General features: G+C 71.9%; 26 protein-coding genes. 7 read left to right on the forward strand and 19 right to left on the reverse strand.

What is annotated here, in order from left to right:
- Positions 1–72 precede the first annotated feature (72 nt).
- The 4 genes from CRV15_RS10700 to CRV15_RS10715 form a co-directional block, all read right to left on the reverse strand.
- Positions 73–765 (reverse strand): demethylmenaquinone methyltransferase, encoded by a 693-nt coding sequence (locus CRV15_RS10700; protein WP_003956189.1) that lies wholly within the window; start codon positions 763–765, stop codon positions 73–75.
- Between the two features lie 32 nt (positions 766–797).
- Complete coding sequence (locus tag CRV15_RS10705; RefSeq protein ID WP_003961470.1) at positions 798–1,460, reverse strand: imidazolonepropionase-like domain-containing protein; 663 nt, start codon at positions 1,458–1,460, stop codon at positions 798–800.
- 19 nt (positions 1,461–1,479) lie between these two features.
- Positions 1,480–2,679 carry a cyclic dehypoxanthinyl futalosine synthase gene (gene mqnC, locus CRV15_RS10710; protein WP_003956186.1) on the reverse strand — a complete coding sequence of 400 codons (1,200 nt, stop codon included), beginning with the start codon at positions 2,677–2,679 and terminating at the stop codon, positions 1,480–1,482.
- Positions 2,680–2,907: 228 nt separating this feature from the next.
- Positions 2,908–3,789, reverse strand: a complete 882-nt coding sequence (locus tag CRV15_RS10715) for a menaquinone biosynthetic enzyme MqnA/MqnD family protein (protein WP_003956184.1) — start codon at positions 3,787–3,789, stop codon at positions 2,908–2,910.
- Between the two features lie 342 nt (positions 3,790–4,131).
- Here CRV15_RS10715 and CRV15_RS10725 point away from each other — a divergent pair, with 342 nt between their 5' ends.
- On the forward strand, positions 4,132–4,335 hold the full coding sequence (locus CRV15_RS10725; protein WP_003956183.1) for a cold-shock protein: 204 nt from the start codon (positions 4,132–4,134) through the stop codon (positions 4,333–4,335).
- A gap of 375 nt (positions 4,336–4,710) precedes the next feature.
- Here the strand turns inward: CRV15_RS10725 and CRV15_RS10730 are convergent, their stop codons facing one another.
- From CRV15_RS10730 to CRV15_RS10765, 8 genes are all read right to left on the reverse strand, one after another.
- On the reverse strand, positions 4,711–6,057 hold the full coding sequence (locus CRV15_RS10730; RefSeq protein ID WP_003956181.1) for a dicarboxylate/amino acid:cation symporter: 1,347 nt from the start codon (positions 6,055–6,057) through the stop codon (positions 4,711–4,713).
- Positions 6,058–6,682: 625 nt separating this feature from the next.
- The gene (locus tag CRV15_RS10735) at positions 6,683–6,964 is read right to left on the reverse strand and encodes a DUF4229 domain-containing protein (protein WP_003961467.1); all 282 of its coding nucleotides are present in this window, start codon (positions 6,962–6,964) and stop codon (positions 6,683–6,685) included.
- Positions 6,965–7,062: 98 nt separating this feature from the next.
- Positions 7,063–7,587: a GNAT family N-acetyltransferase gene (locus CRV15_RS10740; protein WP_003956177.1), complete on the reverse strand. Its 525-nt coding sequence runs from the start codon at positions 7,585–7,587 to the stop codon at positions 7,063–7,065.
- An 11-nt stretch (positions 7,588–7,598) separates the two neighbouring features.
- Positions 7,599–8,762 (reverse strand): aminofutalosine synthase MqnE, encoded by a 1,164-nt coding sequence (mqnE, locus tag CRV15_RS10745; RefSeq protein WP_003956176.1) that lies wholly within the window; start codon positions 8,760–8,762, stop codon positions 7,599–7,601.
- A 95-nt stretch (positions 8,763–8,857) separates the two neighbouring features.
- Positions 8,858–9,313 (reverse strand): Lrp/AsnC family transcriptional regulator, encoded by a 456-nt coding sequence (locus CRV15_RS10750; protein ID WP_009997274.1) that lies wholly within the window; start codon positions 9,311–9,313, stop codon positions 8,858–8,860.
- Positions 9,314–9,447: 134 nt separating this feature from the next.
- Positions 9,448–10,107 carry a UbiX family flavin prenyltransferase gene (locus CRV15_RS10755; protein ID WP_003956174.1) on the reverse strand — a complete coding sequence of 220 codons (660 nt, stop codon included), beginning with the start codon at positions 10,105–10,107 and terminating at the stop codon, positions 9,448–9,450.
- Positions 10,108–10,330: 223 nt separating this feature from the next.
- Entirely contained in the window at positions 10,331–11,236 is a 906-nt protein-coding gene (gene mqnP / locus CRV15_RS10760; protein ID WP_003956173.1) for a menaquinone biosynthesis prenyltransferase MqnP, read from the reverse strand.
- Complete coding sequence (locus CRV15_RS10765) at positions 11,233–12,684, reverse strand: menaquinone biosynthesis decarboxylase (RefSeq protein WP_003961465.1); 1,452 nt, start codon at positions 12,682–12,684, stop codon at positions 11,233–11,235. The genes mqnP and CRV15_RS10765 overlap by 4 nt, the downstream gene beginning before the upstream one ends.
- 89 nt (positions 12,685–12,773) lie before the next feature.
- Here CRV15_RS10765 and CRV15_RS10770 point away from each other — a divergent pair, with 89 nt between their 5' ends.
- Complete coding sequence (locus CRV15_RS10770; protein ID WP_003956171.1) at positions 12,774–13,097, forward strand: PLD nuclease N-terminal domain-containing protein; 324 nt, start codon at positions 12,774–12,776, stop codon at positions 13,095–13,097.
- A 117-nt stretch (positions 13,098–13,214) separates the two neighbouring features.
- Here the strand turns inward: CRV15_RS10770 and ccsB are convergent, their stop codons facing one another.
- The 6 genes from ccsB to hemL all read right to left on the reverse strand — a co-directional run bounded on the left by ccsB (position 13,215) and on the right by hemL (position 19,692).
- Positions 13,215–14,297, reverse strand: a complete 1,083-nt coding sequence (gene ccsB, locus CRV15_RS10775) for a c-type cytochrome biogenesis protein CcsB (protein ID WP_003956170.1) — start codon at positions 14,295–14,297, stop codon at positions 13,215–13,217.
- Positions 14,294–16,051 (reverse strand): cytochrome c biogenesis protein ResB, encoded by a 1,758-nt coding sequence (resB, locus tag CRV15_RS10780; RefSeq protein WP_003956169.1) that lies wholly within the window; start codon positions 16,049–16,051, stop codon positions 14,294–14,296. Before resB ends, ccsB begins: the two co-directional genes overlap by 4 nt.
- Before the next feature lie 4 nt (positions 16,052–16,055).
- Positions 16,056–16,874, reverse strand: coding sequence for a cytochrome c biogenesis CcdA family protein (locus tag CRV15_RS10785; protein ID WP_003961464.1), 819 nt, complete (start codon positions 16,872–16,874; stop codon positions 16,056–16,058).
- Between the two features lie 4 nt (positions 16,875–16,878).
- A complete protein-coding gene (locus tag CRV15_RS10790) occupies positions 16,879–17,472 on the reverse strand; it encodes a TlpA family protein disulfide reductase (protein WP_003956167.1) in 594 nt (197 codons plus the stop codon).
- 139 nt (positions 17,473–17,611) lie between these two features.
- Positions 17,612–18,388 carry a histidine phosphatase family protein gene (locus CRV15_RS10795; RefSeq protein ID WP_003961463.1) on the reverse strand — a complete coding sequence of 259 codons (777 nt, stop codon included), beginning with the start codon at positions 18,386–18,388 and terminating at the stop codon, positions 17,612–17,614.
- On the reverse strand, positions 18,385–19,692 hold the full coding sequence (hemL, locus tag CRV15_RS10800) for a glutamate-1-semialdehyde 2,1-aminomutase (RefSeq protein WP_029183006.1): 1,308 nt from the start codon (positions 19,690–19,692) through the stop codon (positions 18,385–18,387). Before hemL ends, CRV15_RS10795 begins: the two co-directional genes overlap by 4 nt.
- Positions 19,693–19,965: 273 nt before the next feature.
- Between hemL and CRV15_RS10805 the strand changes: the two genes are divergently transcribed.
- The 3 genes from CRV15_RS10805 (at position 19,966) to CRV15_RS10815 (ending at position 23,104) form a co-directional block, all read left to right on the forward strand.
- The gene (locus CRV15_RS10805; RefSeq protein ID WP_003961462.1) at positions 19,966–20,529 is read left to right on the forward strand and encodes a hypothetical protein; all 564 of its coding nucleotides are present in this window, start codon (positions 19,966–19,968) and stop codon (positions 20,527–20,529) included.
- Between the two features lie 150 nt (positions 20,530–20,679).
- Positions 20,680–21,414: a Mut7-C RNAse domain-containing protein gene (locus tag CRV15_RS10810; protein ID WP_003961461.1), complete on the forward strand. Its 735-nt coding sequence runs from the start codon at positions 20,680–20,682 to the stop codon at positions 21,412–21,414.
- A 229-nt stretch (positions 21,415–21,643) separates the two neighbouring features.
- Positions 21,644–23,104 carry an FAD-dependent monooxygenase gene (locus CRV15_RS10815; RefSeq protein WP_003961460.1) on the forward strand — a complete coding sequence of 487 codons (1,461 nt, stop codon included), beginning with the start codon at positions 21,644–21,646 and terminating at the stop codon, positions 23,102–23,104.
- A gap of 846 nt (positions 23,105–23,950) precedes the next feature.
- Here the strand turns inward: CRV15_RS10815 and CRV15_RS10820 are convergent.
- Positions 23,951–24,430, reverse strand: coding sequence for a hypothetical protein (locus tag CRV15_RS10820; protein WP_003959038.1), 480 nt, complete (start codon positions 24,428–24,430; stop codon positions 23,951–23,953).
- 87 nt (positions 24,431–24,517) lie between these two features.
- Here CRV15_RS10820 and CRV15_RS10825 point away from each other — a divergent pair, with 87 nt between their 5' ends.
- A complete protein-coding gene (locus CRV15_RS10825; RefSeq protein WP_003959039.1) occupies positions 24,518–24,853 on the forward strand; it encodes a YnfA family protein in 336 nt (111 codons plus the stop codon).
- An 89-nt stretch (positions 24,854–24,942) separates the two neighbouring features.
- The gene (locus CRV15_RS10830; RefSeq protein WP_003959040.1) at positions 24,943–25,704 is read left to right on the forward strand and encodes an SDR family NAD(P)-dependent oxidoreductase; all 762 of its coding nucleotides are present in this window, start codon (positions 24,943–24,945) and stop codon (positions 25,702–25,704) included.
- Positions 25,705–25,728: the final 24 nt, after the last annotated feature.

Consider the following 25,728-nt stretch of genomic DNA (forward strand, 5'->3'; position numbering starts at 1 on the left):
GGCGGGCGGGTCCCGTACGTGTTTCCGCGCGTCCGGACCGGCCCGCCGCCCCACGGCGACGGCGACAGCGGGTCAGACCTTGGTGCCCCGGTGCAGGGCGACGATCCCGCCGGAGAGGTTCCGCCAGGCCACCTGGGACCAGCCGGCCTTCTGGAGCAGCCCCGCCAGTTCGGGCTGCTCGGGCCAGTCCTGGATGGACTCGGCGAGATAGACGTACGCCTCCGGGTTGGAGGAGACGGCGCGGGCGACCGGCGGCAGCGCCCGCATCAGATACTCCTCGTACACCTTCCGGAACGGCCCCCAGGTCGGGTGGGAGAACTCGCAGACCACGATCCGGCCGCCCGGCCTGGTCACCCGCAGCATCTCCCGCAGCGCCCCCTCGGTGTCCTGCACATTGCGCAGTCCGAACGAGATGGTGACCGCGTCGAAGACGTCGTCGCGGAACGGGAGCCGGGTCGCGTCACCGGCCGTCAGCGGCATCCACGGACGGCGGCTCTTGCCCACCGTGAGCATGCCGAGCGAGAAGTCGCAGGGCACCACCCAGGCACCGGCCCCGCTGAACGGGAGGGACGAGGTGCCCGTCCCGGCGGCGAGGTCGAGCACCTTCTGGCCGGGGCGCGGATCGACCGCCCTGGTGACCTCCCTGCGCCATCTGCGGTCCTGGCCCAGCGACAGCACATCGTTGGTGAGGTCGTAGTTCTTCGCGACGTCGTCGAACATCGCGGCGACATCGTCCGGCTGCTTGTCCAGGGAGGCTCGGTTCACGCCGCCCATTCAAGCAGGGCGCCCCGGGGCGGCTACGCGCGGCGGTGCACCAGGCGTCCGCCGAGGACGGTGGCGACGCACTCGGCCCCGGCGGCCAGCCGGGCGGCGACCGCTCCGGGGCCGTCCGCGCCCTCCGCGCCCCCGAGGAAGGCGGTCAGGGCCCGTGGGTCCGGTGCGCCGGGGAGGGCGAAGACGGCGAGATCGGCCGGTCCGCCGACGGCCGGTGCCCCGCTCAGGGTCAGCTCGGGGGCGCCCGGGGGCGCGGGCCGGGTGCGGAGCCCGGAGCGGGCCACCGCCGTGTGCGCCGAGGGCCGGGCGAAGGGCCCGGAGACCGTGGTGACGCCCCGGGCGAGGAGCCGCTGCACCCCGCGCCGGTCGCTGCCGCCCCAGCGGGTCCCGTCCGGCGCCAGCGCGCTCAGCGCGGCGCCGGTCAGCGGCTCGGTGCCGAGCGCGTCGGCCTCGCGGGGGTCGGGGTGGTAGGCGCCCTGGAGCAGCTCGGCGGCGCGGGTGTGCCACAGCCCCGCCGTGAGCACCCCGGGCCAGCGGCGCTCCCGGGCCCCGGGGTGGGCGCCCGCCAGCTCCGCGGCCGGGCCGAGCGCGACGATCCGCCCGGCGCCGACGAGGACGGCGTACGGGCCGGGCACCGGGGAGCCGTCGGCGGTCAGCAGGACGTCTGCCGTGTGGAGGGTGAGCACCCGCGGGACCGTCCGGCGCTCAGCGGGCGTCGAGGAGCTTGAGCTCGGGGTGGGCGGTGCCACCCGCGATCGCGGTCGAGGAGATGTGGGAGACCACCCGCTCGTCGGCCGGGTCGTCCGCCGGGTCCTCGTGGACGAGGAGGTGCTCGTACGTCGTGGCCCGCTGGGCCGGGACCCGGCCCGCCGCGCGGATGAGGTCGATGATCTCCTGGCGGTTGGAGCGGTGCTTGGCGCCCGCCGAGGAGACGACGTTCTCCTCCAGCATGATCGAGCCGAGGTCGTCGGCGCCGTAGTGCAGGGAGAGCTGTCCGACCTCCTTGCCGGTGGTGAGCCAGGAGCCCTGGACATGGGCGACGTTGTCGAGGAAGAGCCGGGCGACCGCGATGATCCGCAGATACTCGAAGAGCGTGGCCTGCGTGCGGCCCTTCAGATGGTTGTTCTCGGGCTGGTAGGTGTACGGGATGAAGGCACGGAAGCCGCCCGTACGGTCCTGGACGTCGCGGATCATCCGCAGATGCTCGATCCGCTCGGCGTTGGTCTCGCCGGTGCCCATCAGCATGGTGGAGGTGGACTCCACGCCCAGGCCATGGGCGATCTCCATGATCTCCAGCCAGCGCTCGCCGGACTCCTTGAGCGGGGCGATCGCCTTGCGGGGGCGCTCGGGCAGCAGCTCGGCACCGGCGCCCGCGAACGAGTCGAGACCGGCGGCGTGGATGCGCTCGATGGCCTCCTGCGCGGAGACCCCGGAGATCCGGGCCATGTGCTCGACCTCGGAGGCGCCCAGCGAGTGGATCACCAGCTGGGGGAACGCCTGCTTGATGGCCGAGAAGTGCTCCTCGTAGTACTCGACGCCGAAGTCGGGGTGGTGGCCGCCCTGGAACATGATCTGGGTGCCGCCCAGCTCGACGGTCTCCGCGCAGCGGCGCAGGATGTCGTCGAGGTTCCGGGTCCAGCCCTTGGCCGTGTCCTTCGGCGCCGCGTAGAAGGCGCAGAAGCGGCAGGCCGTGACGCAGACGTTGGTGTAGTTGATATTGCGTTCGATGATGTACGTCGCGATGTGCTCGGTGCCCGCGTAACGGCGGCGGCGCACGGCGTCGGCGGCGCGGCCCAGGGCGTGCAGCGGGGCGGAGCGGTAGAGGTCCAGCGCCTCCTCCGGCGTGATCCGGCCTCCTGCGGCGGCACGGTCCAGCACGGACTGAAGGTCGGCCTTCTCGGTCACCGGGTTCACCTTTTCGCGAGTTCGACAGTAATTTCCGACGGTTCCGGCGGTTCTGACGGTTCCGGCGGGAGTCCGGCGCGCGACCGGCCGGCGGCCTGTCATCGGCTGGTCAGCGGCGGCTGCGGGCGCGTCCACCCTACGCCAGGCCCCTCGGCGGCCCCGGGCCGGTGCCGGGGTACGGGCGGGGCTCCGGGCCGCGCTGGCCACCCGGGCGGGGGGCGGCCGGGGTCAGGGGCGGGGCGGCAGCAGTTCCACGGCGACGTCCCGCGGGAACCCGGTGGTGGCCCCCGTACGGCGGGCGAACTCGCGCACACCCCCGAGCTGCTCGGCACCGAAACGGAAGTCGAGCGTCCGGAAGTACCGCTCCAGCAGCTCCGCGTCGAACAGCTCCCAGCGCGCGGCCTGCTCGGCCACCTTGCCGACCTCCTGGAGGGAGAGGTCCCGGGAGGCGAGGAACGCCTGGTGCACCTCGTGCACGAGCCCCTCCTCGCGGGCCAGGTACTCCTTCCGCGCCGCCCAGAGCGCGAAGACGAAGGGGAGCCCGGTCCACTCCTTCCACAGCAGGCCCAGATCGTGCACCTCAAGACCGAGCTGCGGGGCCTCGTGCAGCGCCGCGCGCAGCGCCGCGTCGCCGATGAGGACCGCCGCGTCGGCCTCCTGCATCATCACGCGGAGATCGGGCGGGCAGTCGAAGTAGTCGGGGGTCACCCGGTAGCGCTCGGCGAGCAGCAGCTGTGCCAGCCGGACGGAGGTACGGGAGGTGGAGCCGAGCGCGACCCGGGCGCCGTCGAGTTTCTCCAGGGGGAGCTGGGAGACGATCACACAGGACATCACCGGCCCGTCGCAGCCGACCGCGAGATCGGGAAAGGCGACGAGCTGATCGGCATTGCGCAGAAATTCCACCAGAGTGATCGGTCCGATATCGAGATCGCCCCGGACGAGCCGCTCGCTCAGCTTCTCCGGGGTGTCCTTCGTCAGCTCCAGATCGAGAAGCGTTCCGGTGCGGGCCAGCCCCCAGTAGAGGGGGAGACAGTTGAGGAACTGGATATGGCCGACCCGGGGCCTGCTGCGCCGGGTGGCGGTTGCTGCGTTTTCTCCGAGACTGTCCACACGGCGAGGCTAGACCCGTGGACCGGCCGCCCCGCCGCCGGGTGCCCGTGGCGGCGGGTCTCCCCTTGGCTGCGGGGCCTCCCCCCTTACCCCGCCGCCACCGCCGCGAATCCTCGGATCGTGCGGGACTCGTCAGCGGCGGACGCAGGTTTCAGGCATCCGGGTGAAGTGATCTTTGCCTCTACCGCTGAGAACACCCTGCGTGCTACGCTCAACGCAAGTTGCAGTTTGGTTTCCCTTGCAGTACAGAGCCTGCGGAGCATGTAACCCGCAGGCTTTTGTAGTTTTCAGACTTGTTTGCAGGTTCTGGAGCAGGGCAACCCTTTGGCCCAAGGAGGGCTTATGGCTACCGGAACCGTCAAGTGGTTCAACGCTGAAAAGGGCTTCGGCTTCATCGCCCAGGACGGCGGCGGCCCGGATGTCTTCGTCCACTACTCCGCGATCAACGCGACCGGCTTCCGCTCCCTTGAGGAGAACCAGGTCGTGAACTTCGACGTCACCCAGGGCCCGAAGGGCCCGCAGGCGGAGAACGTCTCCCCGGCCTAATCGGGCCAGGTCGGCGATCGCACCCGACTTAGCAGTACCCAAGGAGCCCCGTCCCTTCCAGGGACGGGGCTCCTGCCTTTTCCGGAACGGCCCTGTCCGCTCCATTACCGGACCTTTACCGAGTTTTTCGCATGGCATTCACCCGAATGCCGAGCGGCGTTCACCGGACCCGCCGGAGGGCACGACCGGCGGAGAACCGCGAAGAACCGCGAAGAACGGTGGGGAACGGCGAAGAACGGTGGGGAAACGGTGGAAACGACGGCCGGGCCCCTTCTCCGCCGCGTGCGGACCTGCACGGCGGAGAAGGGGCCCGGTTGGGTTACGGGCCCCGCGGGGCCCGGAGCGGGGCCCGCAGGCCCCGTCCCGGGGTCGCGGTCAGGCGGTGGCGGGGACCCGGTCCTGCGGAACGGTCGCCTCCGGGGCCTCGTCGATCGGCGAGGCGGTGGCCGAGGAGTACGCGTCGTGGTCGAGGATCTTCTCCCGGGCGGCGACGATCACCGGGACCAGCGCCTGGCCCGCCACATTGGTGGCCGTCCGGATCATGTCGATGATCGGGTCGATGGCCATCAGCAGACCCACGCCCTCCAGCGGAAGGCCCAGCGTGGAGAGGGTCAGGGTGAGCATGACCGTCGCGCCGGTCAGACCGGCGGTCGCCGCCGAGCCCACCACGGAGACAAAGGCGATCAGCAGATAGTCCTGGATGCCGAGCTGGACGTCGAAGATCTCCGCGACGAAGATCGCCGCCAGCGCCGGGTAGATCGCGGCGCAGCCGTCCATCTTGGTGGTGGCGCCGAAGGGCACCGCGAAGGAGGCGTACTCCTTGGGCACGCCCAGCCGCTCGGTGACCCGCTGGGTGACCGGCATGGTGCCGACCGAGGAGCGGGAGACGAAGGCGAGCTGGATCGCGGGCCAGGCGCCCCGGAAGAAGTGGATCGGATTGACCTTGGCCACGGTCGCGAGCAACAGCGGGTAGACGCCGAAGAGCACGATCGCGCAGCCGATGTAGACATCGGCGGTGAAGGTGGCGTACTTGCTGATGAGATCCCAGCCGTAGTCGGCGACGGCATAGCCGATCAGACCGACGGTGCCCAGCGGGGCGAGGCGGATGACCCACCACAGGGCCTTCTGGAGCAGCTCCAGAACGGACTCGCTGAGGGTGAGGATCGGCTTGGCCTTCTCCCCGAGGGAGAGCGCGGCGATACCGGCGACGGCGGCCAGGAAGACGATCTGGAGCACCTTCAGCTCGGTGAAGGGCGTGATGATGTCGGTGGGGACGATTCCGGTGAGGAAGTCGATCCAGGTGCCCTGCTTCTCCGGGAGCTGTCCGTCCTTCGGGGTGAGGCCGGTACCCGCGCCGGGGCTGGTGAGCAGGCCGAGGGCGAGGCCGATGCCGACCGCGATCAGCGAGGTGATCAGGAACCAGAGCAGGGTGCGGCCGGCCAGCCGGGCGGCGTTGTTGACCTTGCGGAGGTTGGTGATCGACACCAGGATCGCGAAGAAGACCAGGGGGGCCACGGCCAGCTTCAGCAGCCGGACGAAGATGGTGCCGATCTGGCTCAGGGTCTCCTTGAGCCAGCCGATGTCCTGGCCCCGGGCGAGCCAGCCGAGCGCGGCGCCGAGCACCAGACCGAGGACGATCTGCGCCCAGAACGGGACCTTGGGTATACGGAAGCCGGAGCCCGAGGGGGCCCCGGTCGTGGTGGACGCGGCGTTCGCGGACACGGACACACTCCAGTGGCGGCGGTTGGGGAGAAGGGTGAGGGGGTGCGGCGCCCGTGCGCGTGGGGGCGGTCCGCGTGTGCTGTCGGGGCCTGGGCCACCGGACGCGGCTTGTCCGGATCAGGCCGGATCAACGCGGTGCGATCGGACCGGTGCGCGGGTGGATCGGGGGGAGCCGATCCGGGCCGTGCAGTCAGAGCGGACAGTGACAGTACGCGGACATACAGCGACAGAGGTCGATGTGCAGGCGCATGACGAGGGGAGGCCCCAGGTCGTCGAGGGTGCGCGCTGCTGACTTCATGGCCAGTACATTAACACTTGAACTTTGAGGACCTCAAAGGCCCCCTTTGGGATCTTCGCCACGCGGCCCGGGGGAAGAACCCGGGGAGGCGGGGTGTTGGGGTCGGATTCCGGACACCCGGCACCCTCAGCCCCGCCCGGCACCCCCCGGCTCCCCCGGCGGGCCCGGCACCCTCAGCCCCGCCCGGCGGGCCCGGCGCCCGGATGCCCCGGGCCCGCCGGACACCCAGCCCGGACGCCCGGCCCAGGCACCCGGCCCGGACACACGGAAGCCCCCGAAGCCTGGCATTCGCCAGGGCGCCGGGGGCTCACCACGGGGACCGCGCGGTCAGTCCTCCTGGGTCCGGTGCGAGCTCAGCCGCTGCTTGACCTCGCCCGTCTTGACGATGATCTGCTCGGACATCGCGTCCCGCTGCTTGCGCAGCAGCACAAAGCTGAGCGGGGCGGAGAGCACCAGCGCCAGCAGCACGACCCAGACGAAGTTGGACCCGCCGAGGCCCTTGGGCAGAATGCCGAACTGGACCAGGACGGCCACCACCAGGAAGCAGCCGGCGAAGATGCCGAAGCGCATACCGGTGTACTTGAGCGCGGCGCTCGTCTTGGCTGTCATCCCGGGGTGCCTACTCTCTTCACATCGCCACTCACGACAGATCGTGCCGATCCAGTGAAACACGGCGTCTTCCCGATCATCACGGGCCCCCCGGGGGCTCAGCGCAGCGGCAGCAGCATCGTGACATCGTCGCGGTAGTCGCCCTCGGCCACCCGGATCGCCCCGGGGACCCGGCCGACCTCCTGATAGCCGCAGCCCTCGTAGAACTGCTCCAGGCCCATCCCGCTGCGGCAGCCGAGCCGTATCGCCGTGATGCCCTCGAAGCCCCGGGCGGCCCCGGCGACCGCGTCCATCAGCGCCCGGCCCTGCCCGGTCCCCTGGAGCCTGGGGTGGATCATGACCGTGTAGAGCCAGACCCAGTGGGTCATGAGCCGATGGCTGTTGTAGGCGAGGAACGCGGTGGCCACCAGCTCGCCCCGCTCGTCATGGCCGACGAGCAGCCGCATCCCGCCCTGGGCCACCAGGTCGAGCTGGCGGCCCAGCACGGGCCGGACCTGCTCCGCCGCGACGGGCGGCACGAAGCCCACCGCCCCGCCCGCGTTCGTGGCGTCCACCCAGAGCGCGAGGACCCCGTCGTGCAGCGCCGGGTCCAGTTCCGGGTCCAGCGTGAAGCGCAGTGCCATGGAGAGGTGCCTCACACCCGCATGGGCTGCGGCGACTCCCGGCGCCCGGAGTCCGGGCCGGGGTACTCGCGGATGATCTCGTACCGGGTGTTCCGCTCCACCGGGCGGAACCCGGCGTCCCGGATCAGCTCCAGCAGATCGTCACGGGTCAGCTTGTTCGGCGTGCCGTAGTTGTCGGCGTCGTGCGTGATCTTGTACTCGACCACCGAGCCGTCCATGTCGTCCGCGCCGTGCTGGAGGGCGAGCTGCGCGGTCTGGAGGCCGTGCATCACCCAGAAGACCTTGACGTGCGGAACGTTGTCGAAGAGCAGCCGGGAGACCGCGAACGTCTTCAGCGCCTCGGCCCCGGTCGCCATCGTGGTCCGCGCCTGAAGGCGGTTGCGGACCTTGCCGTCCTTCATGTCCACGAAGTCGTGCTGGTAGCGCAGCGGGATGAAGACCTGGAAACCGCCGGTCTCGTCCTGGAGCTCACGCAGCCGCAGCACATGGTCGACGCGGTGCCGGGGCTCCTCGATGTGCCCGTACAGCATGGTGGACGGGGTCTTGAGGCCCTTGCTGTGGGCGAGGCGGTGAATGCGCGACCAGTCCTCCCAGTGGGTGCGGTGGTCGACGATGTGCTGACGCACCTCCCAGTCGAAGATCTCCGCGCCGCCGCCGGTGAGGGATTCGAGCCCCGCCTCGATCAGCTCGTCCAGGATGTCGGAGGCCGACAGCCCCGAGATCGTCTCGAAGTGGTGGATCTCGGTCGCGGTGAACGCCTTCAGCGAGACGTCCGGCAGCGCCTTCTTCAGCTCGCTCAGGGAGCGGGGGTAGTAGCGCCAGGGGAGGTTCGGGTGGAGCCCGTTGACGATGTGCAGCTCGGTGAGGTTGTCGCTCTCCATCGCCTTCGCGAGCCGCACCGCCTCCTCGATGCGCATGGTGTAGGCGTCCTTCTCGCCCGGCTTGCGCTGGAACGAGCAGTACGCGCACGAGGCCGTGCACACATTGGTCATGTTCAGATGGCGGTTGACGTTGAAGTGGACCACGTCGCCGTTCTTGCGGGTCCGCACCTCGTGCGCGAGGCCGCCGAGCCAGGCCAGGTCGTCCGACGCGTACAGAGCGATGCCGTCCTCACGGCTCAGCCGCTCCCCGGCCGTGACCTTCGCCTCCAGCTCGCGCTTGAGCCCTGCGTCCATGCGCCCGCCTCCCATTTGTCCTTCGTCACATCGGGCCGTTCCCACGGTACCCGCCCGCCTCCGAGGGGCGGGCACCGTGGTCCCCCGAGTGGCTGTCAGCCCTCGCCGGGCAGCTCGCCGACGCGGTTCTCCCACTTGGTGGAGAGCACGATGGTGGTCCGGGTGCGGGAGACGCCCCGGGTGCCGCTCAGTCTGCGGATGGTCTTCTCCAGCCCGTCCACATCGCTGGCCCGCACCTTGAGCATGTACGAGTCGTCGCCCGCGATGAACCAGCAGTCCTCGATCTCGGCGAGGTCGCGCAGCCGCCGCGCCACGTCCTCGTGGTCGGCCGCGTCCGAGAGCGAGATGCCGATCAGCGCGGTCACCCCGAGCCCGAGCGAGGCCGCGTCGACGGTGGCGCGATAGCCGGTGATGACGCCCGCCGTCTCCAGGCGGTTGATCCGGTCCGTGACGCTGGGGCCGGAGAGCCCGACCAGCCGTCCCAGCTCGGCGTAGGAGGCCCTGCCGTTCTCCCGGAGGGCCTGGATGAGCTGTCTGTCCACCGCGTCCATGTGCCTGGAGCCTTCCATCGTTGCTGAACCTGAGGCGTGCAGGGACGAGGCCCTGCGTTTACTGCGTGGAACCAGCGCTGTTCCTCTGCTTCCCGGTGCCCCGGCGGTCCGTGCCGCCGGGCGCCGCTGCGGGGTCAGTCGCTGCGGGAGCCCCCCAGCTCGCCTTCCCAGCGCCGGTACAGCCGGTGCGGCACCTCCACCGCGTCCAGCGCCCGCCCGGCGACGAAGTCCACCAGGTCCTGGATATGGGTCGCGCCCGCGTAGAACGCGGGTGACGCGGGCAGGACCACCGCGCCCGCCGCGTCCAGCGTGACGAGGTGGGCGAGGGTCTGGCCGTTGAGGGGGGTCTCCCGGACGGCCACGACCAGGGGGCGGCGCTCCTTGAGGGTCACGCTCGCGGTGCGCTGGAGCAGGTCCTTGGAGAGCCCGAGGGCGACCCCGGCGACACACGCCGTCGACGCGGGCACGATCAGCATGCCCTGCGCGGGGTACGAGCCGGAGGAGGGCCCGGCCGCCAGGTCACCGGCGGCCCAGTACCGCACGTCCGAGAGGTCCACCGCGAAGGTCCCGGGCTTTCCGTCGGCCCCGCGGCCGAGCCACTCCCCGAGGTCCTCGCGCCAGTGGGCGTCCCGGAAGGAGATCCCCGTCTCGTCGATCAGCGTCAGCCGGGACGCGCGCGACACCACGAGGTCGACGCTCTCCCCCGCGTCGATCAGCCCCCGCAGCACGGCGGCGGCATAGGGCGTCCCGGAGGCGCCGGAGACTCCGACGATCCAGGGCCGACGGGGGTTCACTTCTGCTGGCTCCACACAAGGAGCCTATCCGGACGCCCCGGGGCTCCGTAGGCCAGGCGCCGGGGTCGCGGAGGAGACCGCCGGGGCCCGCGCGGGGACCGGCGGGCCGCCGCCCGGGGCGCCCCCGGCCCACCCTCGGCGTTCAGCCGTGTTCATCGGCTTTTATAGGCGTTTATCAGCGTGCATCGGCGTCCGCCCGCGCGCGGCGGCGTCGGCGGGACGGTCAGACCGACAGCCCGCGGCTCACCAGATCGAACAGCGCGCACACGAACAGGGCAATGCCGATGAATCCGTTGACGGTGAAGAACGCCCGGTTCAGCCGGGACAGATCGTGCGGACGGACGATCGTGTGCTCGTGGACGAAGGCCGCGGCCACGATCGCGAGGCCCGCCCAGAAGAACGCCCCGGCACCACTGGCCAGGCCGTACCAGACCAGCAGGGCCGTGGTGACGAGATGGCAGGCGCGGGCCCCGTGCAGGGCGGCCGGGACACCGAAGCGGGCGGGCACGGAGCGCACGCCCTCGGCCCGGTCCGCCCGGACGTCCTGGCAGGCGAAGATCAGATCGAAGCCGCCGATCCAGACCCCGACCGCGAGCCCGAGCAGCACCGCCTCCCAGGACCAACTCCCCGTCACCGCGAGCCAGGCGCCCACCGGGCCCATCGCCTGGGCCAGGCCCAGGATCGCGTGCGGGAAGTCGGTGAAGCGCTTCCCGTACGGATAGACCACCATCGGGACCACCGCGACGGGCGCCAGCGCCAGACAGAGCGGATTCAGCAGCGCCGCCGCGCCCAGGAAGAAGACCAGCGCGATCAGCGCGCCCGTCCAGGCGGAGCGGACGCTCACCGCGCCGGTGACCAGCTCCCGGCCCGCGGTCCGCGGATTGCGGGCGTCGATCTCCCGGTCGATGATCCGGTTGCAGGCCATGGCGAAGGTGCGCAGGCCCACCATGGCCACGGTGACCAGCAGCAGGGTGAGCCAGTCCACGGAGCCGCTCGTCGTGTACATCGCCGTGAGGGTGGCGATATAGGCGAACGGCAGCGCGAAGACCGAGTGCTCGATCATCACCAGCCGCAGAAAGGCCCGGGTGCGGCCGGGCCGGGGCACGGCCGCCGCGGCGGAAGCGGTCACAGACCGTATTCCTTCCAGCGCCGGTCCACGAGGGCCGCCGTCGCGGGGTCCGACTCGACCATGTCGGGCCAGCCCCCGTCCCGGGTGTACCCCTCCTCGGGCCACTTCTTCGTCGCGTCGATGCCCGCCTTGCCGCCCCAGAACTGCTGGTACGAGGCGTGGTCCAGATGGTCCACGGGGCCCTCGGCCACGGTGAGGTCGCGGGCGTAGTCGGTGTTCCCGAGCGCGCGCCAGGCCACCTCGTGCAGATCGTGGACGTCGCAGTCGGAGTCGACCACCACGATCAGCTTGGTCAGCGACATCATGTGCGCGCCCCAGATCGCGGACATCACCTTCTGGGCGTGCTTGGGGTACTTCTTGTCGATCGAGACGATCGCGCAGTTGTGGAAGCCGCCCGCCTCCGGCAGGTGGTAGTCCACGATGTCCGGGACGATGATCTTCAGCAGGGGCAGGAAGAAGCGCTCCGTGGCCCGGCCCAGCGGACCGTCCTCCGTCGGCGGGCGGCCCACGACGATCGACTGGAGCAGCGGGCGGCGCCGCATGGTGACACAGTCGATGGTGAGCGCGGGGAAGGGCTCCTGCGGGGTGTAGAAGCCGGTGTGGTCGCCGAAGGGGCCCTCCGGGAGCATCTGCCCCGGCTCCAGCCAGCCTTCGAGGACGACCTCCGCCTGCGCCGGGACCTGGAGCGGGACCGTCTTGCAGTCCACCATCTCGATCCGCTTGCCCTGGAGGAAGCCCGCGAACAGATACTCGTCGATGTCGCCGGGGAGCGGCGCGGTCGAGGCGTAGGTCACGGCGGGCGGGGCGCCGAAGGCGATGGCGACGGGCAGCCGCTCACCGCGGCGGGCGGCCACCTGGTAGTGGTTGCGGCTGTCCTTGTGGATCTGCCAGTGCATCCCGATGGTGCGCTTGTCGTGGCGCTGGAGCCGGTAGAGCCCCAGATTGCGGACGCCGGACTCGGGGTCCTTCGTATGCGTGAGCCCCAGATTGAAGAAGGAGCCGCCGTCCTTCGGCCAGGTGAACAGCGCGGGCAGCGCGTCGAGGTCCACGTCGTCGCCGCGCAGGACGACCTCCTGCACCGGGGCGTCCTTCACCTTCTTCGGCGGGACGTGGACCATCGAGCCCAGCTTCCCGAACGCCTCGCGGACCCCGACGAAACCGTGCGGCAGCTCCGGCTTGAGCAGCCCGCCGATCTTGTCGCTGATCTCGGAGTAGGACGTCAGCCCCAGGGCCTTCAGCAGCCGTCGGTCGGTGCCGAAGACGTTCATCGCGAGCGGCATCGACGAGCCGCGCACATTCTCGAAGAGCAGCGCGGGCCCACCGGCCTTGTTCACCCGGTCGACGATCTCCCCGACTTCCAGATGGGAATCCACCTCGGCCGTGATCCGCTTGAGGTCTCCCTCGCGTTCCAGGGCCCTGAGCAGGGAGCGAAGATCGTCATAAGCCATGCGCCCCAGTATCCGGTACCCGTTACCCTGGCCGCGTCACCGGGGTTCGTTTCCGTACCCTTCCGCCTCTTCCTGGGGGACCGTCCACCATGCTCAGGTATCTGCCCTTCCTGCTGGTCCTGGCGGTGTGGATCTACGCCTTCATCGATTGCCTGAACACTCCGGAGAACGAGGTCAGGAATCTGCCGAAGATCGCGTGGGTCATCATCGTGCTGCTGTTCGGGCAGGTGCTGATCGGTCCGGTCGCCTGGCTGGTCGCGGGCCGTCCGCGCCGGACCGTGGGATACGCCAAAGGGCGCGGCGGCTGGGTCGCCCCCGACGACAACCCGGAGTTCCTCCGGTCCCTGAAGGACGAGAAGGGTCCGAAGGACGAGGAGCAGAAGAAGGACACGAAGGACGAGGACGGGGTGTGATGTCCCCGTCCCGGTGAACGGGTGCGCATGCGGAGGGGCCCCGCGGCCGGATGTCCGGCGGCGGGGCCCCTTTCCGTTCCCGGCGGCGCCGCGGGCGGGCGTACGGGGAGCGGTGCCTTACGCGTACGAGTGGAGCCCGTCCACGAAGATGTTCACTCCGTAGTAGTTGAACAGCCAGCACGCGAAGGCGATCAGACCGAGGACGGCGGCCTTGCGGCCCTTCCAGCCCGCGGTCACCCGGGCGTGGAGGTAGCAGGCGTAGGCGGCCCAGGTGATGAAGGACCAGACCTCCTTGGGGTCCCAGCCCCAGTAGCGGCCCCAGGCGTCGCCCGCCCAGATGGCGCCCGCGATGATGGTGAAGGTCCACAGCGGGAAGATCGCCGCGTTCACCCGGTAGGCGAACTTGTCCAGGGAGGCCGCGGCCGGGAGCCGTTCGAGGACGGAGACCGCGAAGGCGCCGGGCTTCCCGCCGCGCGCCACCTTGTTCTCGTAGCTGTCCCGGAAGAGATAGAGCACCGTGGTGACGGCGCCGAGGTAGAACACCGCGCCGCAGAAGATGGCGGTGGAGACATGGATCCACAGCCAGTACGAGTCGAGGGCGGGCACGAGCTGGTCGCTCGCGGTGTAGAGGTACGTGGTCGCGATGCCCAGGTCCAGCAGGACGGTTCCGGCGAGCGGCAGCCCCAGCCAGCGGACGTTCTTCCGCGCCACCAGGAAGCCCAGGTACGCGGCCACCAGCACCATGGAGAAGGTGATGGAGAACTCGTACATATTGCCCCAGGGGGCACGGCGCACGGACGCGGCGCGGGTCGCCACCCCGGCCGCGTGCACCGCCCAGGCGAGCACGGTGAGGGAGATGGCGATCCGGCCGTAGAGGTCGCCCTTGTAGGTGCCGCCCGCGGCGCCGGGGCCGTCGGGGACGTCCCGGGTCCCGGCGGCGATCCGGGTGACGACCCTCGGCTTCTCCAGGACGGCGGTGCCGGTGGCGCCCTGGGCGCCCTTCACCACCACGGCCGGTGCCGGGGCAGCGGCGGCGGAGCCCGTCAGCGCGGCGGAGCTGCGGCCGACCTTGCTGCGGCTGCCGAAGACCCACTCCGCGATGTACGCGAGGAAGGCGAGGGTGTAGACGGCCATCGCCGAGTAGATCAGCGTATTGCTGATCTGGGCGAGGTTCTCGTTGGTAGCGGCGGCGAGAGTCACTTCTCAGCCCCTTCGGCAGAAACTTCCACAGGTTCGTCCACAGATTCGTCCACGGGTTCGTCCTTGGGTGTGCCCGCGGGCGCGGTGGGCACCCGCTCGTGCAGCGTGCCGGCCAGGTCGGCCAGCTCTTCCGGCAGCCTCGGCGAGTCGCTGCGGCCGAGACCCGCCATCTCCACCACCGTCACCCCGTCGGCGCCCCGCACCGCGCGGACCCAGACCCGGCGGCGCTGGATGAACAGCGAGCCGATCAGTCCGGCGACGGCGGCGACGGCACCCGTCAGCGCCCAGCCGTTGCCGGGCGACTCGGAGATCTGGAAACTGGCCCACTCCTTGATCTCCTTCTCGAAGGTGATCGATCCCGCGCCGTCGGGCAGCTTCATGGTCTCGCCGGGCAGCAGCAGCTTGGCGAGCTTGTTGCCCTTCTCGTCCGTGAACTGCTTCAGCTTGCGGGTCTCCAGCTGGTAGACGTTCTGCGGGAGGCCCGCGTCGACGCCGAGATCGCCGATGTAGGCGTTGACCGCCATCACCGGGAACTCCAGACCGGGGAAGGTGGAGAACATCGTGCCCTCGCCATGACCGGCGAAGGTCGGGACGAAGAACGCCTTGAACGCGAGCTGCGCCTTCTTGCCGTTCTTGTCGCGGTAGCCGTCCATCACCTTGATCGCGCCCTGCGAGGTGATGTTCGAGTCCAGGGGCAGCAGCGGCACGGCGCCGTTGTAGACGACCTTGTTCTGCCGGTCCCGGACGGTGACCACGGGGGCGTAGCCGTGGCCCAGCAGATAGACCTTGGTGTCGCCGACCTTCAGCGGACGGTTGACCTCGATCGTGGCCTTCTTGTCAGGACCGCCGGGCTTCGACCAGGTGACGCCCGCCTCGAAGGTGCGCGGGGTGCCCTTCTGCGGGCCGTTCTCCTCATAGGTCCCGGTGAAGCCGTCCAGCATGAACGTGAACGGTGTCAGGTCGTCCAGGTCGTGCAGCGGGCCGGAGCGGAAGTCGTCGTACATGGTGAGCGTGTTGGAGAAGCCGTCGCCCTCGACGATCAGCTTGCCGCCCTCGGACTTGAGGAGCTGACCGGCGGCGAAGGCCACCAGCATCACGATCAGCGCGACATGGAAGACCAGGTTCCCGGCCTCGCGGAGATAGCCCTTCTCGGCGGCGACCGCGTCCCCGGCGACATGGGCGCGGAAACGCTTCCGCTTCAGCAGGCCGAGCGCGGCCTCGCGGACCTCGTCGGGGTCGGCGTCCGTGCGCCACGTGGTGTACGCGGGCATCCGGTTCAGCCGTCCCGGGGCCCCCGGCGGACGGCTCCGGAGCTGGCCGACGAACTGCCAGGTGCGCGGGACGATACAGCCGATGAGGGAGACGAAGAGCAGGATGTAGATCGCGGAGAACCAGACCGAGCTGTAGACGTCGAAGAGCTGGAGCGCCTCGAAGAGCCCCGCCCAGTTCTCGTTCGCCTCCTTCCAGCCCCGCACCTTCAGGTCGTCCACGCTGTTCTGCGGGATCAGCGAGCCGGGGATCGCGGCGAGCGAGAGCAGCAGGAGCAGCAGCAGGGCGACCCGCATCGAGGTGAGCTGGCGCCAGAACCAGCGGGCCCAGCCGATGAACCCGAGCGAGGGTCCGCCGCTCAGCTCCTCCCGGGGCCCGTCGGGCTCCTCCCGGGGAGCGGTGGAGAGCGCCCCGGCGGCGTCCGCGTCCGCGTCGGTCCCGGGCCGCTCCGGGCCCGGGGCGGCCGTCGTCTCTGTCGTGCTCATCGCTTTAGATTCCAACCGTGAAGGAGCCGGTCCAGGTCTGCATCTGCTGCACCATGACGTCCCAGACGCCGGTGAGCAGCAGCACCCCGGTCGCGATCATCATGATGCCGCCGATCCGCATGACCCAGACGTAGTGGCGTTTGACCCAGCCGAAGGTGCCCAGCGCCTTGCGGTAGGCGACCGCGGCGAAGATGAAGGGGAGGCCGAGGCCCAGGCAGTAGGCGACGGTCAGCGCGGCGCCCCGGCCCGCGCTCTCCTGCTCGGCGGAGAGCGTCAGCACGGCGGCGAGCGTCGGACCCATACAGGGGGTCCAGCCCACCCCGAAGAGCGCGCCGAGCAGCGGCGCCCCGGCGAGTCCGGCCGCCGGGCGCTTCTGGAAGCGGACCGTGCGGGCGCTGAGCCAGGGCATGCCGCCCATGAAGAAGACGCCCAGCAGCACCATCACCGCGCCGAGCACCTTGCTCAGGATCTCCTGCTGGGCCTGGAGCTCGGCGCCGAAGTATCCGAAGAGGGCGCCGCCGGAGACGAAGACGGCGGTGAAGCCGAGGACGAAGAGGAGGGAGCCGAGGAACATCCGGCCGCGCCGGGCCTCGGCCAGATCGGTGCCGCCGACCCCGGTCACATAGGAGAGATAGCCGGGGACGAGCGGGAGGATGCAGGGGGAGAAGAAGGAGACGAGACCGGCGAGGAGCGCGATCGGCAGGGCGACCGCGAGCGCGCCGCTGAGGACGGTCTCGTTGGTGCCGGTGTAGGCGGCGAGGGTCAGCGCTTCGGCGGCCGGCCCCGGGAAGGGCGGCGCGGAGGCGGTGGGTACGAGTGCCACGGGGTCACTTCTCCGCGAGCACGGGGTCGATCATCTGGCGCAGCCGCTTCTCGTCGAGCGCCTGGAGGGAGCGGGCGGCGATCTTCCCCTCACGGTCCAGGACCAGGGTGGAGGGGATGGACTGCGGCGGCAGGGTCCCCCGGGGGAAGCCGCCCACGATCAGCTTGCCCGCCGGGTCGTAGAAGCTCGGGTAGGGGACGTCGTAGTCCTTCTCGAAGGCGAGTGCCGGGCTCTTGTTGGGGTCCCGGGTGTTGATGCCGACGAACTCGACGCCCTTGGCCTTGTACTCGTTGGCGACCTTGACGAAGTGGGGGGCCTCGGCCCGGCAGGGCGGGCACCACGAGCCCCAGACGTTCAGGACGACGATCTTGCCCTTGAGGTCGGCGAGGTCGAGCCGGTCCCCCTCCAGGGTCTCCCCGCTGAGCTCGCCGGTGGCCTTGCGCTCGCCGCGTTCGACGGTCGAGATCCCGCCCGTGTTGGTGAGGAACTTGGTGTTGCCCCCACCGCCCGACGTTCCTCCACAAGCGGACAGGAGGAGCCCGCCGGCCACGATCACAGCGGTCAGCAGGGCAGCGCGAGGCGCACGGCTAAGGCTCATGTGAAAAGTTTCGCATGGCGTTTGCGGCGATCTTCGGCGCCCCCCTGGGGCGCTCCCATGTCCGTGGATGTCCGCAGAAACGGGCGGCCGACGAGGGGATGCGGGGGCGCCGGGTCCCCCGCGTCCCCTCGTCGGCGGCTCAGGCGCCGAACGCCTTGGACTGCCCCTTCACGGGCTTCGCCCCGGCGCGCAGATGCGGCGGCACCAGGTCGAGGGCGGGCTCCGCGTACCCCACCGAGACGATGCGGTCGTCCTCGAAGGTGAACGTCGTCAGCGAGGCGAGGGTGCACTGGCGGCGGCGCGGGTCGTGCCAGAGCCTGCGCCGCTCCACGAAGCTGCGCACGATCCAGATCGGGAGCTGATGGCTGACGCAGACGGCCTCGTGGCCGCCGGCCGCCGCGCGGGCGGTCTGGAGCGCGCCCATCATCCGCACGACCTGCTCGATGTACGGCTCGCCCCAGGACGGGCGGAACGGGTTGGTCAGATGGCGCCAGTTCTCCGGCCTGCGCAGGGCGCCGTCGCCGACGCCGAAGGTCTTGCCCTCGAAGACGTTGGCCGCCTCGATCAGCCGGTCGTCGGTGGCCACGGCCAGGCCGTGCGCCTCGGCGACGGGGGACGCGGTCTCCTGCGCGCGCTCCAGCGAGGAGGCGGCGACATGGGTGATGTCCCGGCCCGCGAGGTGCTCGGCGACCCGGTCGGCCATCTGCCGTCCCAGCTCGGAGAGGTGGTAGCCGGGGCGACGGCCGTAGAGCACGCCGTCGGGGTTGTGGACCTCGCCGTGGCGCACCAGATGGACGAGGGTCCGCACCGGCTCGGCCTGCCCGGCGGCACCGTCGGGGCCGGTGGCTCCGACGGCTCCGGCCTGCCCGGCGGCGGGTCCGCCGCCGTTCGCCGGGGCCGTGCGCTCCGTGCTCATGCCGTGGCCTCCGCTGCGGCACGGGCGGCGAAGGGCAGCGCGGCGGCGACGCGCTCGATCGCGCGGGCGTCGTGGGCGGTCGAGACGAACCAGGACTCGAAGGCCGACGGCGGCAGATAGACGCCGTGCGCGAGCATCGCGTGGAAGAAGGCGTTGAAACGGAACGCTTCCTGCCGCTTGGCGTCCGCGTAGTCGCGGACCTCGTCCGGGGTGAAGAAGACGGAGAACATATTGCTCGCCGTCTGGAGCCGGTGGGCCACGCCCTCCTTGGCCAGCGCCGCGGTGACCAGGCCCTGGATCTCCCGCGAGACGGCGTCGACGGTGTCGTACGCGGCCTGGTCGAGCAGCCGGAGCTGGGCCAGGCCCGCGGCGGTGGCCACCGGGTTCCCGGAGAGGGTGCCCGCCTGGTAGACGGGTCCGGCCGGGGCCAGATGGGCCATGACGTCGGCGCGCCCGCCGAACGCGGCGGCCGGGAAGCCGCCGCCCATGACCTTGCCGAAGGTCAGCAGATCGGGCTCGACGCCCTCCACGCCGTACCAGCCCGCGCGGCTGGTGCGGAAGCCCGTCATCACCTCGTCCGAGATGAAGAGCGCGCCGTTCTCCTGGCAGAGGTCCTTGATGCCCTGGTTGAAGCCGGGCAGCGGGGGGACGACGCCCATGTTGCCGGGGGACGCCTCGGTGATCACACAGGCGATCTCGCCGGGGTGCGCGGCGAAGGCGGCGCGCACGGCGTCGAGGTCGTTGTAGGGCAGGACGATGGTCTCGCCCGCCTGGGCGCCGGTGACACCGGGGGTGTCGGGCAGCGAGAAGGTGGCGACGCCGGACCCGGCGGCGGCGAGCAGCGCGTCCACATGGCCGTGGTAGCAGCCCGCGAACTTGACCACCTTCGCCCGGCCGGTGAAGCCCCGGGCGAGCCGGATGGCGGACATGGTGGCCTCGGTGCCGCTGGAGACGAGCCGCAGCTGCTCGACGGGGGCGACGCGGGCCACGATCTCCTCGGCGAGGGCGACCTCGCCCTCGCCGGGCGTCCCGAAGGAGGTGCCCCGGGCGACGGCGGCCTGCACGGCCTCCAGAACGGCCGGGTGCGCGTGGCCGAGGATCATCGGCCCCCATGAGCAGACGAGGTCGACGTACTCGCGTCCGTCCGCGTCGGTGAGGTACGGACCGGTACCGGACACCATGAACCGGGGCGTACCGCCCACGGCCCGGAAGGCCCGCACCGGGGAGTTGACGCCCCCGGGCGTCACGGCGGACGCGCGGTCGAAGAGCGCCTGTGAAACTGGGGCTTCGTATGAATACGCCACTTTGGTCCTGATCTCGGATGAGGGTGTCGGGCGGCCGGTGCGGATGATCTCGGCCACGGGTGGGCGAAGAGTCCGTGCTCCTCGTATTACGGAACGGCCTCAGCCTCCTTGTATCTGCGAAACTGGGGCGACACAGGGAAGGCTCACGGAATCCATGGTGTCAGAGGCCCCGGTGTTCCTTGCGGACAGGTGTTTCACCAGGCGTCGGCGGGGGAGGTCACTGACACGATGATCGGGTTGCGCGGCGGGGGTCGCGAGTGGTCGGGTGGAGATATGTATCGCGGTGGCGGACCGGGCGAGGGGACCGACGACCTGGGTCCTGAGCCGACCCGGCGGGGCAGGCACCGGCGAAGCGAGGCGGAAGCGGACGCGCGGGCCATGGGAGGCAGGAACGCCCGCATGGGGGTGACGTACAAGTACTTCGGGGCTCCCAATGGGGCGACAGCCGCACGGGTCCCGATCTCGATGCGCCCGGAGGAACTGGGCGGTGACGAGCTGGGCATGGGCGGGCTCTTCACCAAGATCAAGCCGGAGACCATAGCGGCGATGGTGCTCACCGGCATCCAGGGCCTGCCCCTGCACAAGGTGCCGCCGCTGGAGCTGGTGGTGCTCCACCCCGACTACGCGGTGGTGAAGCTGCCCCTGACCGCGGTCGACCCGCTGCGGGGCATCGGCGAGGAGTCCGTCGGCGCCGCCGCGTTCATCTGGTCGACGGTGCCGGACCGGGGCGGGCCGCGGAACGCGTTCGACGTCTACCAGCTCCTGCACGAGTGGCAGGACTTCAGCCACCGGCTGCATGACGCCGGGCACCAGCCGTACTGCCTGGTCTGGCCCTGAGCAGGGGGCGGGCCGGACGCCGGGGCCGTCCCCGCGCGGACGGCCCCGGGGCCCGGCGGCGGGCCCGCGCGGGCGGGCGGCCCGGCACCCCGGCGGCGGCCCCGGCGGAACCCGGGTGATTTCCGTGCGCCCCGGTGCCATGCTGACGGCGTGAACGGACCGGACATCACCCTCAGCATCGCCCCCGAGCTGCACCTTTTCGTCCCCTCGGCACACCGGTCGGGGCGCTCCGCCCTCACCACCGACGGGGTCTCGACGCTCGGCCATGTCATCGAGTCGCTGGGGGTCCCGCTCACCGAGGCGGGGCGGCTGCTCGTCGACGGAGGCCCGGTGGAGGTCTCCCACATCCCGCGCGCCGGGGAACATGTCGCCGTGCACGGGGTCGAACGGCCCCAGCGGGTGCCCGGCGCCCCGCTGCGCTTCCTCCTCGACGTCCACCTCGGCACGCTCGCCCGGCGGCTGCGGCTGCTGGGCGTGGACGCCGCGTACGAGAACGAGGACATCGGCGACCCCGCGCTGGCGGCGCTCTCCGCGCGGGAGCGGCGGGTGCTGCTCTCCCGGGACCGGGGGCTGCTGCGCCGCCGGGAGCTGTGGGCGGGCGCGTACATCTACAGCGACAAACCGGACGAGCAGCTCAGGGATGTCCTGGAGCGGTTCGCCCCCGTGCTCGCGCCGTGGACCCGCTGCACCGCGTGCAACGGACCGCTGCGGGACGCCGACAAGGACGCGGTGCAGGAGCGGCTGGAGCAGGGCACGCAGCGGACGTACGACGTGTTCGCCCAGTGCTCCGGCTGTGAACGGGTGTACTGGCGGGGTGCCCACCACGCCCGGCTGGAGGCGATCGTCTCGGCGGCGATGGACGAGTTCGGCGGCGCGGCGGTCTGAGCGGCCCGGCGGTTTGAATGGCACGCCGGGCCGGGCCGCGCGGCGGTCCGGGGGTGAGCGGCGGCGCGCCGGTCCGGCGGAGGCGGGGAGCGGGCGGGACCATGGGGACCGGCCGGCAGCACCCCTGCGCCCCGCCGGATTACGTGATCGTTTGCCCGGTGAACGGCCACGGCCGAGGGTGGGGCCCGCAGGAGGGAAGGATCACCCGCACCGCCGTCAGGAGGCAGCGATGACCGACGCGTCCGCGACCACCGAAGCAGCCGACACCCCTCACCACACCGCCGACACCACCGACGTCCTCGTCGTGGGCGCGGGCCCCACCGGCCTGATGCTCGCCGGGGACCTCGCCCAGGCGGGCGTACGGACCACGCTGATCGAGCGCCGCCCGCCCGGGATCAGCAATCTGACCCGCGCCTTCGCCGTCCACGCCCGCAGTCTGGAACTGCTGGCGGACCGGGGCCTCGCCGAGGAGCTGATCGCCACCGGCTCCCCCGTCTCTTCCCTGCGCTTCTTCGAACTGCTCACCCTGGATCTGTCCCGGCTGGCGGACCGGACCCGGTTCCCCTTTGTCCTGATCACCCCGCAGTACGAGGTGGAACGGCTGCTGGCGGCCCGGGCCCGGGCCGCCGGGGTCGCCTTCCGGCACAGCACCCGGCTCACCGGGCTCACCCAGTCCGCGGACCGGGTCACCGCCACCACCGAGGACGCCGACGGAACGGAGGGGACCCTGCACGCCCGCTACGCCGTCGGCGCGGACGGGGTGCGCAGCACCGTCCGCGAGGCGCTGGGGATGCCCTTCCCCGGGAGCGCCCTGGTCCTCTCCATGGCCCTCGCCGATGTCCGGCTCGCCGGGGGGACCGAGCGGACGATCGCCGCCAACGCGGCAGCGGACGCGGTGGCGCTGGTCGTCCCCTTCGGTGACGGCTGGCACCGTGTCATCTGCTCGGACGCCCGCCGTCAGACACCCGTCGACGAGCCGCTCGACCTGGACGAGGTGCGGGAGACGACCCGGCGGGCGCTGGGCACGGACCTCGGGATGCACGACCCCCGCTGGATGTCCCGGCTCCAGAGCGAGGAGCGGCAGGTTCCCGCGTACCGCAGCGGACGGGTCTTCCTCGCGGGGGACGCCGCCCATGTGCACTCGCCCGCGGGCGGCCAGGGGATGAACACGGGGCTCCAGGACGCGGCCAATCTCTCCTGGAAGCTGGCCGCGGTGGTCCAGGGCCGGACGCCCGAGCCGGAGGAACTGCTCGACAGCTACCACGCGGAGCGCCACCCCGTGGGCCGGATGGTGATCCGCTCCAGCGGGACCCTCATCCGGATGGTCGTGGCCCACAACCGGGCCGAGCGGGCGCTGCGGCTGCTGGCTGCCAAGGCGGTGGGCTCCCTGCCCCCGCTCCTCGACACGGTGCTCGGCCAGATCTCCGGGGTGGGGATCGCCTATCCGCGCCCCCGGGGCTCCCATCCGCTCACCGGCCGCCGCGCGCCCGATCTGCGGCTCGCCGAGGGGCGGCTGCACGAGCTGCTGGGACGCGGCAGGTTCGTCCTGGTGGCACCGGAGGGCGAGCCGCCCCGGACGACCCCGGCCCCGGCGGACGCGGTGCGGGCCCACTGGCTCTCCGCCCGCCGGGACGCCCTGCTGATCCGCCCGGACGGCTATATCGCCTGGGCGGCGCAGACCGGGCGCTGAGCCTGGGGCTCCCCGGCCCGACGGGCCCGGACCGCGCGGCGCGCCGGCCGGGCCCGGACCGGGGCCCGGTAAACCGTAGGCCCGAACGGCGGGGCACGCCGCCACCGGGGACCTTTCACCCGGGCGACGGCCCCGGGAAAGCCGAAAGCCGGGCCGAAGGCCCGTACCGGGAGAGCGGGGCCGGATGGCCCGTGGCGCCTCGCCCGAGGCCCGGGGGCACGGTGGACTCCACGCCCCGGGGCCACCGGACCGGGCCTCGTGGCACCGCATCACCGGAGCCGGGCCGGGGAACGCCGGAAGCCCGGGCAGGTCCGGCCCGTGTGACGCGCCACCGTCGGAGCCAGGTTGGAGCTTCCGCAACGGACCGGCCCGGACCGCGCGGCCCCACACCGCCGGAGCCGGGGAACGCCGGAAGCCGGGGCCGGGACCTGGAGTGGCGGGCCGCCCCGCGGCCGGGACCTTCCAGGACCACGGGTCCGGAGGTCCGACCCGTGTGGCGGGCCGCGCCACCGCCGGGCGCCTTCCGCCGGGGCCGGGTCGTGCGGCGCCGCACGGCCAAGGCCGGGCCCGGCCCGTGTGGCATGGCGCGCCAGCGCCGGGGGCCGCCCGGGGCACGGGCCGGGGTCTTTCCGGAGCCACCGGACCGGGCCGCCGTGGCACCACATCGCCGGAGCCGGGCCGGGGAACGCCGGAAGCCCGCGCCGGTCCAGCCCATGTGACGCGCCACCGTCGGGGACCTTTCACCCGGGCGACGGGCCCGGGCCCGGGAAACGCCCGAAGCCCGGGCCGGTCCAGCCCGTGCGGCATGGCACGCCGGAGCCCGGGAGCGCGGCCCGTGACGGCAGGTCAGAAGACGGTCGGTTCCCCGGAGGCGGGCACCAGCACCTCGTGTTCGTTGTTCTCGGGGTGCTTGTCCACCGCGCCGCCGTTCCAGTGGGTGCGGACCGTCACCGTCAGCTCGTCCGTGCTCTCCTCCGTCCGCAGCTCGATCACGGTACGGCGGCTCGCGCCACCGGCCCGCAGCGGGCCGGTGGCGCAGAGCACCACCGTCTCGCCGCTCCACAGACAGGAGGAGGGCAGCTCCCGGCCGCCCGCGAGCGGGGTGGAGAACGCGAGCCGCACGGTGGCGTTCTCCAGGTCGGCGGGGCCCTGGCTGCCGGACTCGACCGAGAGCGCCAGCCGGCCCTCGGAGAGTGCGGCCCGCCCGTGGTGGGCCACGTCCGCCTGGGGCGCGACCATGCCCGCGCCCGCGTTCACCGCCCCGGTACCGGCCACCATCACCACGGTCGCGCCTGCCGCGAGCAGAGTCCTGTGCATCACCGCCATGGGAGGAAGATACCTTTTATCCGCTTATAATCCTGATGATTCATCAGCGCGGCGCGTCGGTGACCGGGGCCGTGGCAGGGTGTCCCCATGCTCGTCCTCCGCTCCGCCGCCCTCTTCCTCGTCGCCGCCCTGTTCGAGATCGGGGGTGCCTGGCTGGTCTGGCAGGGCGTCAGGGAGCACCGGGGCTGGATCTGGATCGGCGCCGGGGTCATCGCGCTCGGCGCCTACGGCTTCGTGGCCACCCTCCAGCCGGACGCCGAGTTCGGCCGGGTGCTGGCCGCGTACGGCGGCGTCTTCGTGGCGGGCTCGCTCGTCTGGGGAATGGTCGCGGACGGCTACCGCCCGGACCGCTGGGACGTGGCGGGCGCGCTGGTCTGTCTGCTGGGCATGGCGCTGATCATGTACGCGCCCCGGGGGCGCTGAGCCCCCGTCTCCCCCGCCCGCCTACGATGCGGACCAGCGCCTCCGGTCCCGTCACCGGAGAAGGCACCGTCTTCGCGAGGAGTCACGACATGACCGCCGCCACCCCCGTCGCCGTCGTCACCGGAGCCAGCGGCGGTATCGGCGCCGCCACCGCGCGCGGGCTCGCCGCCGCCGGGTACGAGGTGGTCCTCACCGCCCGCCGCGAGGAGCGGCTGCGGGAACTCGCCGGGGAGCTGACGGCCGCGGGCCACCGGGCCAGGGTCCACGTCCTCGATGTGACGGACCGGGCGGCCGTCGACGCCCTCGCCGCCTCGCTCGACCGCTGCGACGTCCTCGTCGCCAACGCCGGGGGCGCGCTCGGCGCCGACCCGGTCGCGACCGGCGACCCCGCCGAGTGGCGGCGGATGTATGAGGTGAACGTCATCGGCACCCTGCACACCACCCAGGCCCTGCTGCCCGCGCTCACCGCGAGCGGCGACGGCACCGTCGTGGTGATCAGTTCCACGGCGGGGCACGCCACCTATGAGGGCGGGGCGGGCTATGTCGCCGCCAAGCACGGCGCGCACGTCCTCGCCGAGACCCTGCGGCTGGAGATCGTCGGCACCCCCGTCCGGGTGATCGAGATCGCGCCGGGGATGGTGCGGACCGAGGGGTTCGCGACCACCCGTTTCCGGGGCGACACCGAGAAGGCGGCGAAGGTCTACGCGGGGGTGGCCGAGCCGCTGACCGCCGAGGACGTCGCGGACGCGGTCACCTGGGCGGTCACCCGTCCCTCCCATGTCAACGTGGATCTGCTGGTCGTCCGGCCGCGTGCCCAGGCGTCCAACACCAAGGTGCACCGGGAGTCGTGACCCGCCCGGCCCGGGCGCCGCACC

This window comes from Streptomyces clavuligerus, from assembly GCF_005519465.1.
Lineage (GTDB): Bacteria > Actinomycetota > Actinomycetes > Streptomycetales > Streptomycetaceae > Streptomyces > Streptomyces clavuligerus.

What these genes read in the sequence shown, in the direction of transcription:
- CRV15_RS10725 (WP_003956183.1), top strand. Translation starts at nt 4,132, where the DNA reads ATGGCTACCGGAACCGTCAAGTGGTTCAACGCTGAAAAGGGCTTCGGC.
- CRV15_RS10735 (WP_003961467.1), bottom strand. Translation starts at nt 6,964, where the DNA reads ATGACAGCCAAGACGAGCGCCGCGCTCAAGTACACCGGTATGCGCTTC.
- CRV15_RS10740 (WP_003956177.1), bottom strand. Translation starts at nt 7,587, where the DNA reads ATGGCACTGCGCTTCACGCTGGACCCGGAACTGGACCCGGCGCTGCAC.
- mqnE (WP_003956176.1), bottom strand. Translation starts at nt 8,762, where the DNA reads ATGGACGCAGGGCTCAAGCGCGAGCTGGAGGCGAAGGTCACGGCCGGG.
- CRV15_RS10750 (WP_009997274.1), bottom strand. Translation starts at nt 9,313, where the DNA reads ATGGACGCGGTGGACAGACAGCTCATCCAGGCCCTCCGGGAGAACGGC.
- CRV15_RS10765 (WP_003961465.1), bottom strand. Translation starts at nt 12,684, where the DNA reads ATGGCTTATGACGATCTTCGCTCCCTGCTCAGGGCCCTGGAACGCGAG.
- CRV15_RS10770 (WP_003956171.1), top strand. Translation starts at nt 12,774, where the DNA reads ATGCTCAGGTATCTGCCCTTCCTGCTGGTCCTGGCGGTGTGGATCTAC.
- resB (WP_003956169.1), bottom strand. Translation starts at nt 16,051, where the DNA reads ATGAGCACGACAGAGACGACGGCCGCCCCGGGCCCGGAGCGGCCCGGG.
- CRV15_RS10790 (WP_003956167.1), bottom strand. Translation starts at nt 17,472, where the DNA reads ATGAGCCTTAGCCGTGCGCCTCGCGCTGCCCTGCTGACCGCTGTGATC.
- CRV15_RS10795 (WP_003961463.1), bottom strand. Translation starts at nt 18,388, where the DNA reads ATGAGCACGGAGCGCACGGCCCCGGCGAACGGCGGCGGACCCGCCGCC.
- CRV15_RS10805 (WP_003961462.1), top strand. Translation starts at nt 19,966, where the DNA reads ATGTATCGCGGTGGCGGACCGGGCGAGGGGACCGACGACCTGGGTCCT.
- CRV15_RS10815 (WP_003961460.1), top strand. Translation starts at nt 21,644, where the DNA reads ATGACCGACGCGTCCGCGACCACCGAAGCAGCCGACACCCCTCACCAC.
- CRV15_RS10820 (WP_003959038.1), bottom strand. Translation starts at nt 24,430, where the DNA reads ATGGCGGTGATGCACAGGACTCTGCTCGCGGCAGGCGCGACCGTGGTG.
- CRV15_RS10825 (WP_003959039.1), top strand. Translation starts at nt 24,518, where the DNA reads ATGCTCGTCCTCCGCTCCGCCGCCCTCTTCCTCGTCGCCGCCCTGTTC.
- CRV15_RS10830 (WP_003959040.1), top strand. Translation starts at nt 24,943, where the DNA reads ATGACCGCCGCCACCCCCGTCGCCGTCGTCACCGGAGCCAGCGGCGGT.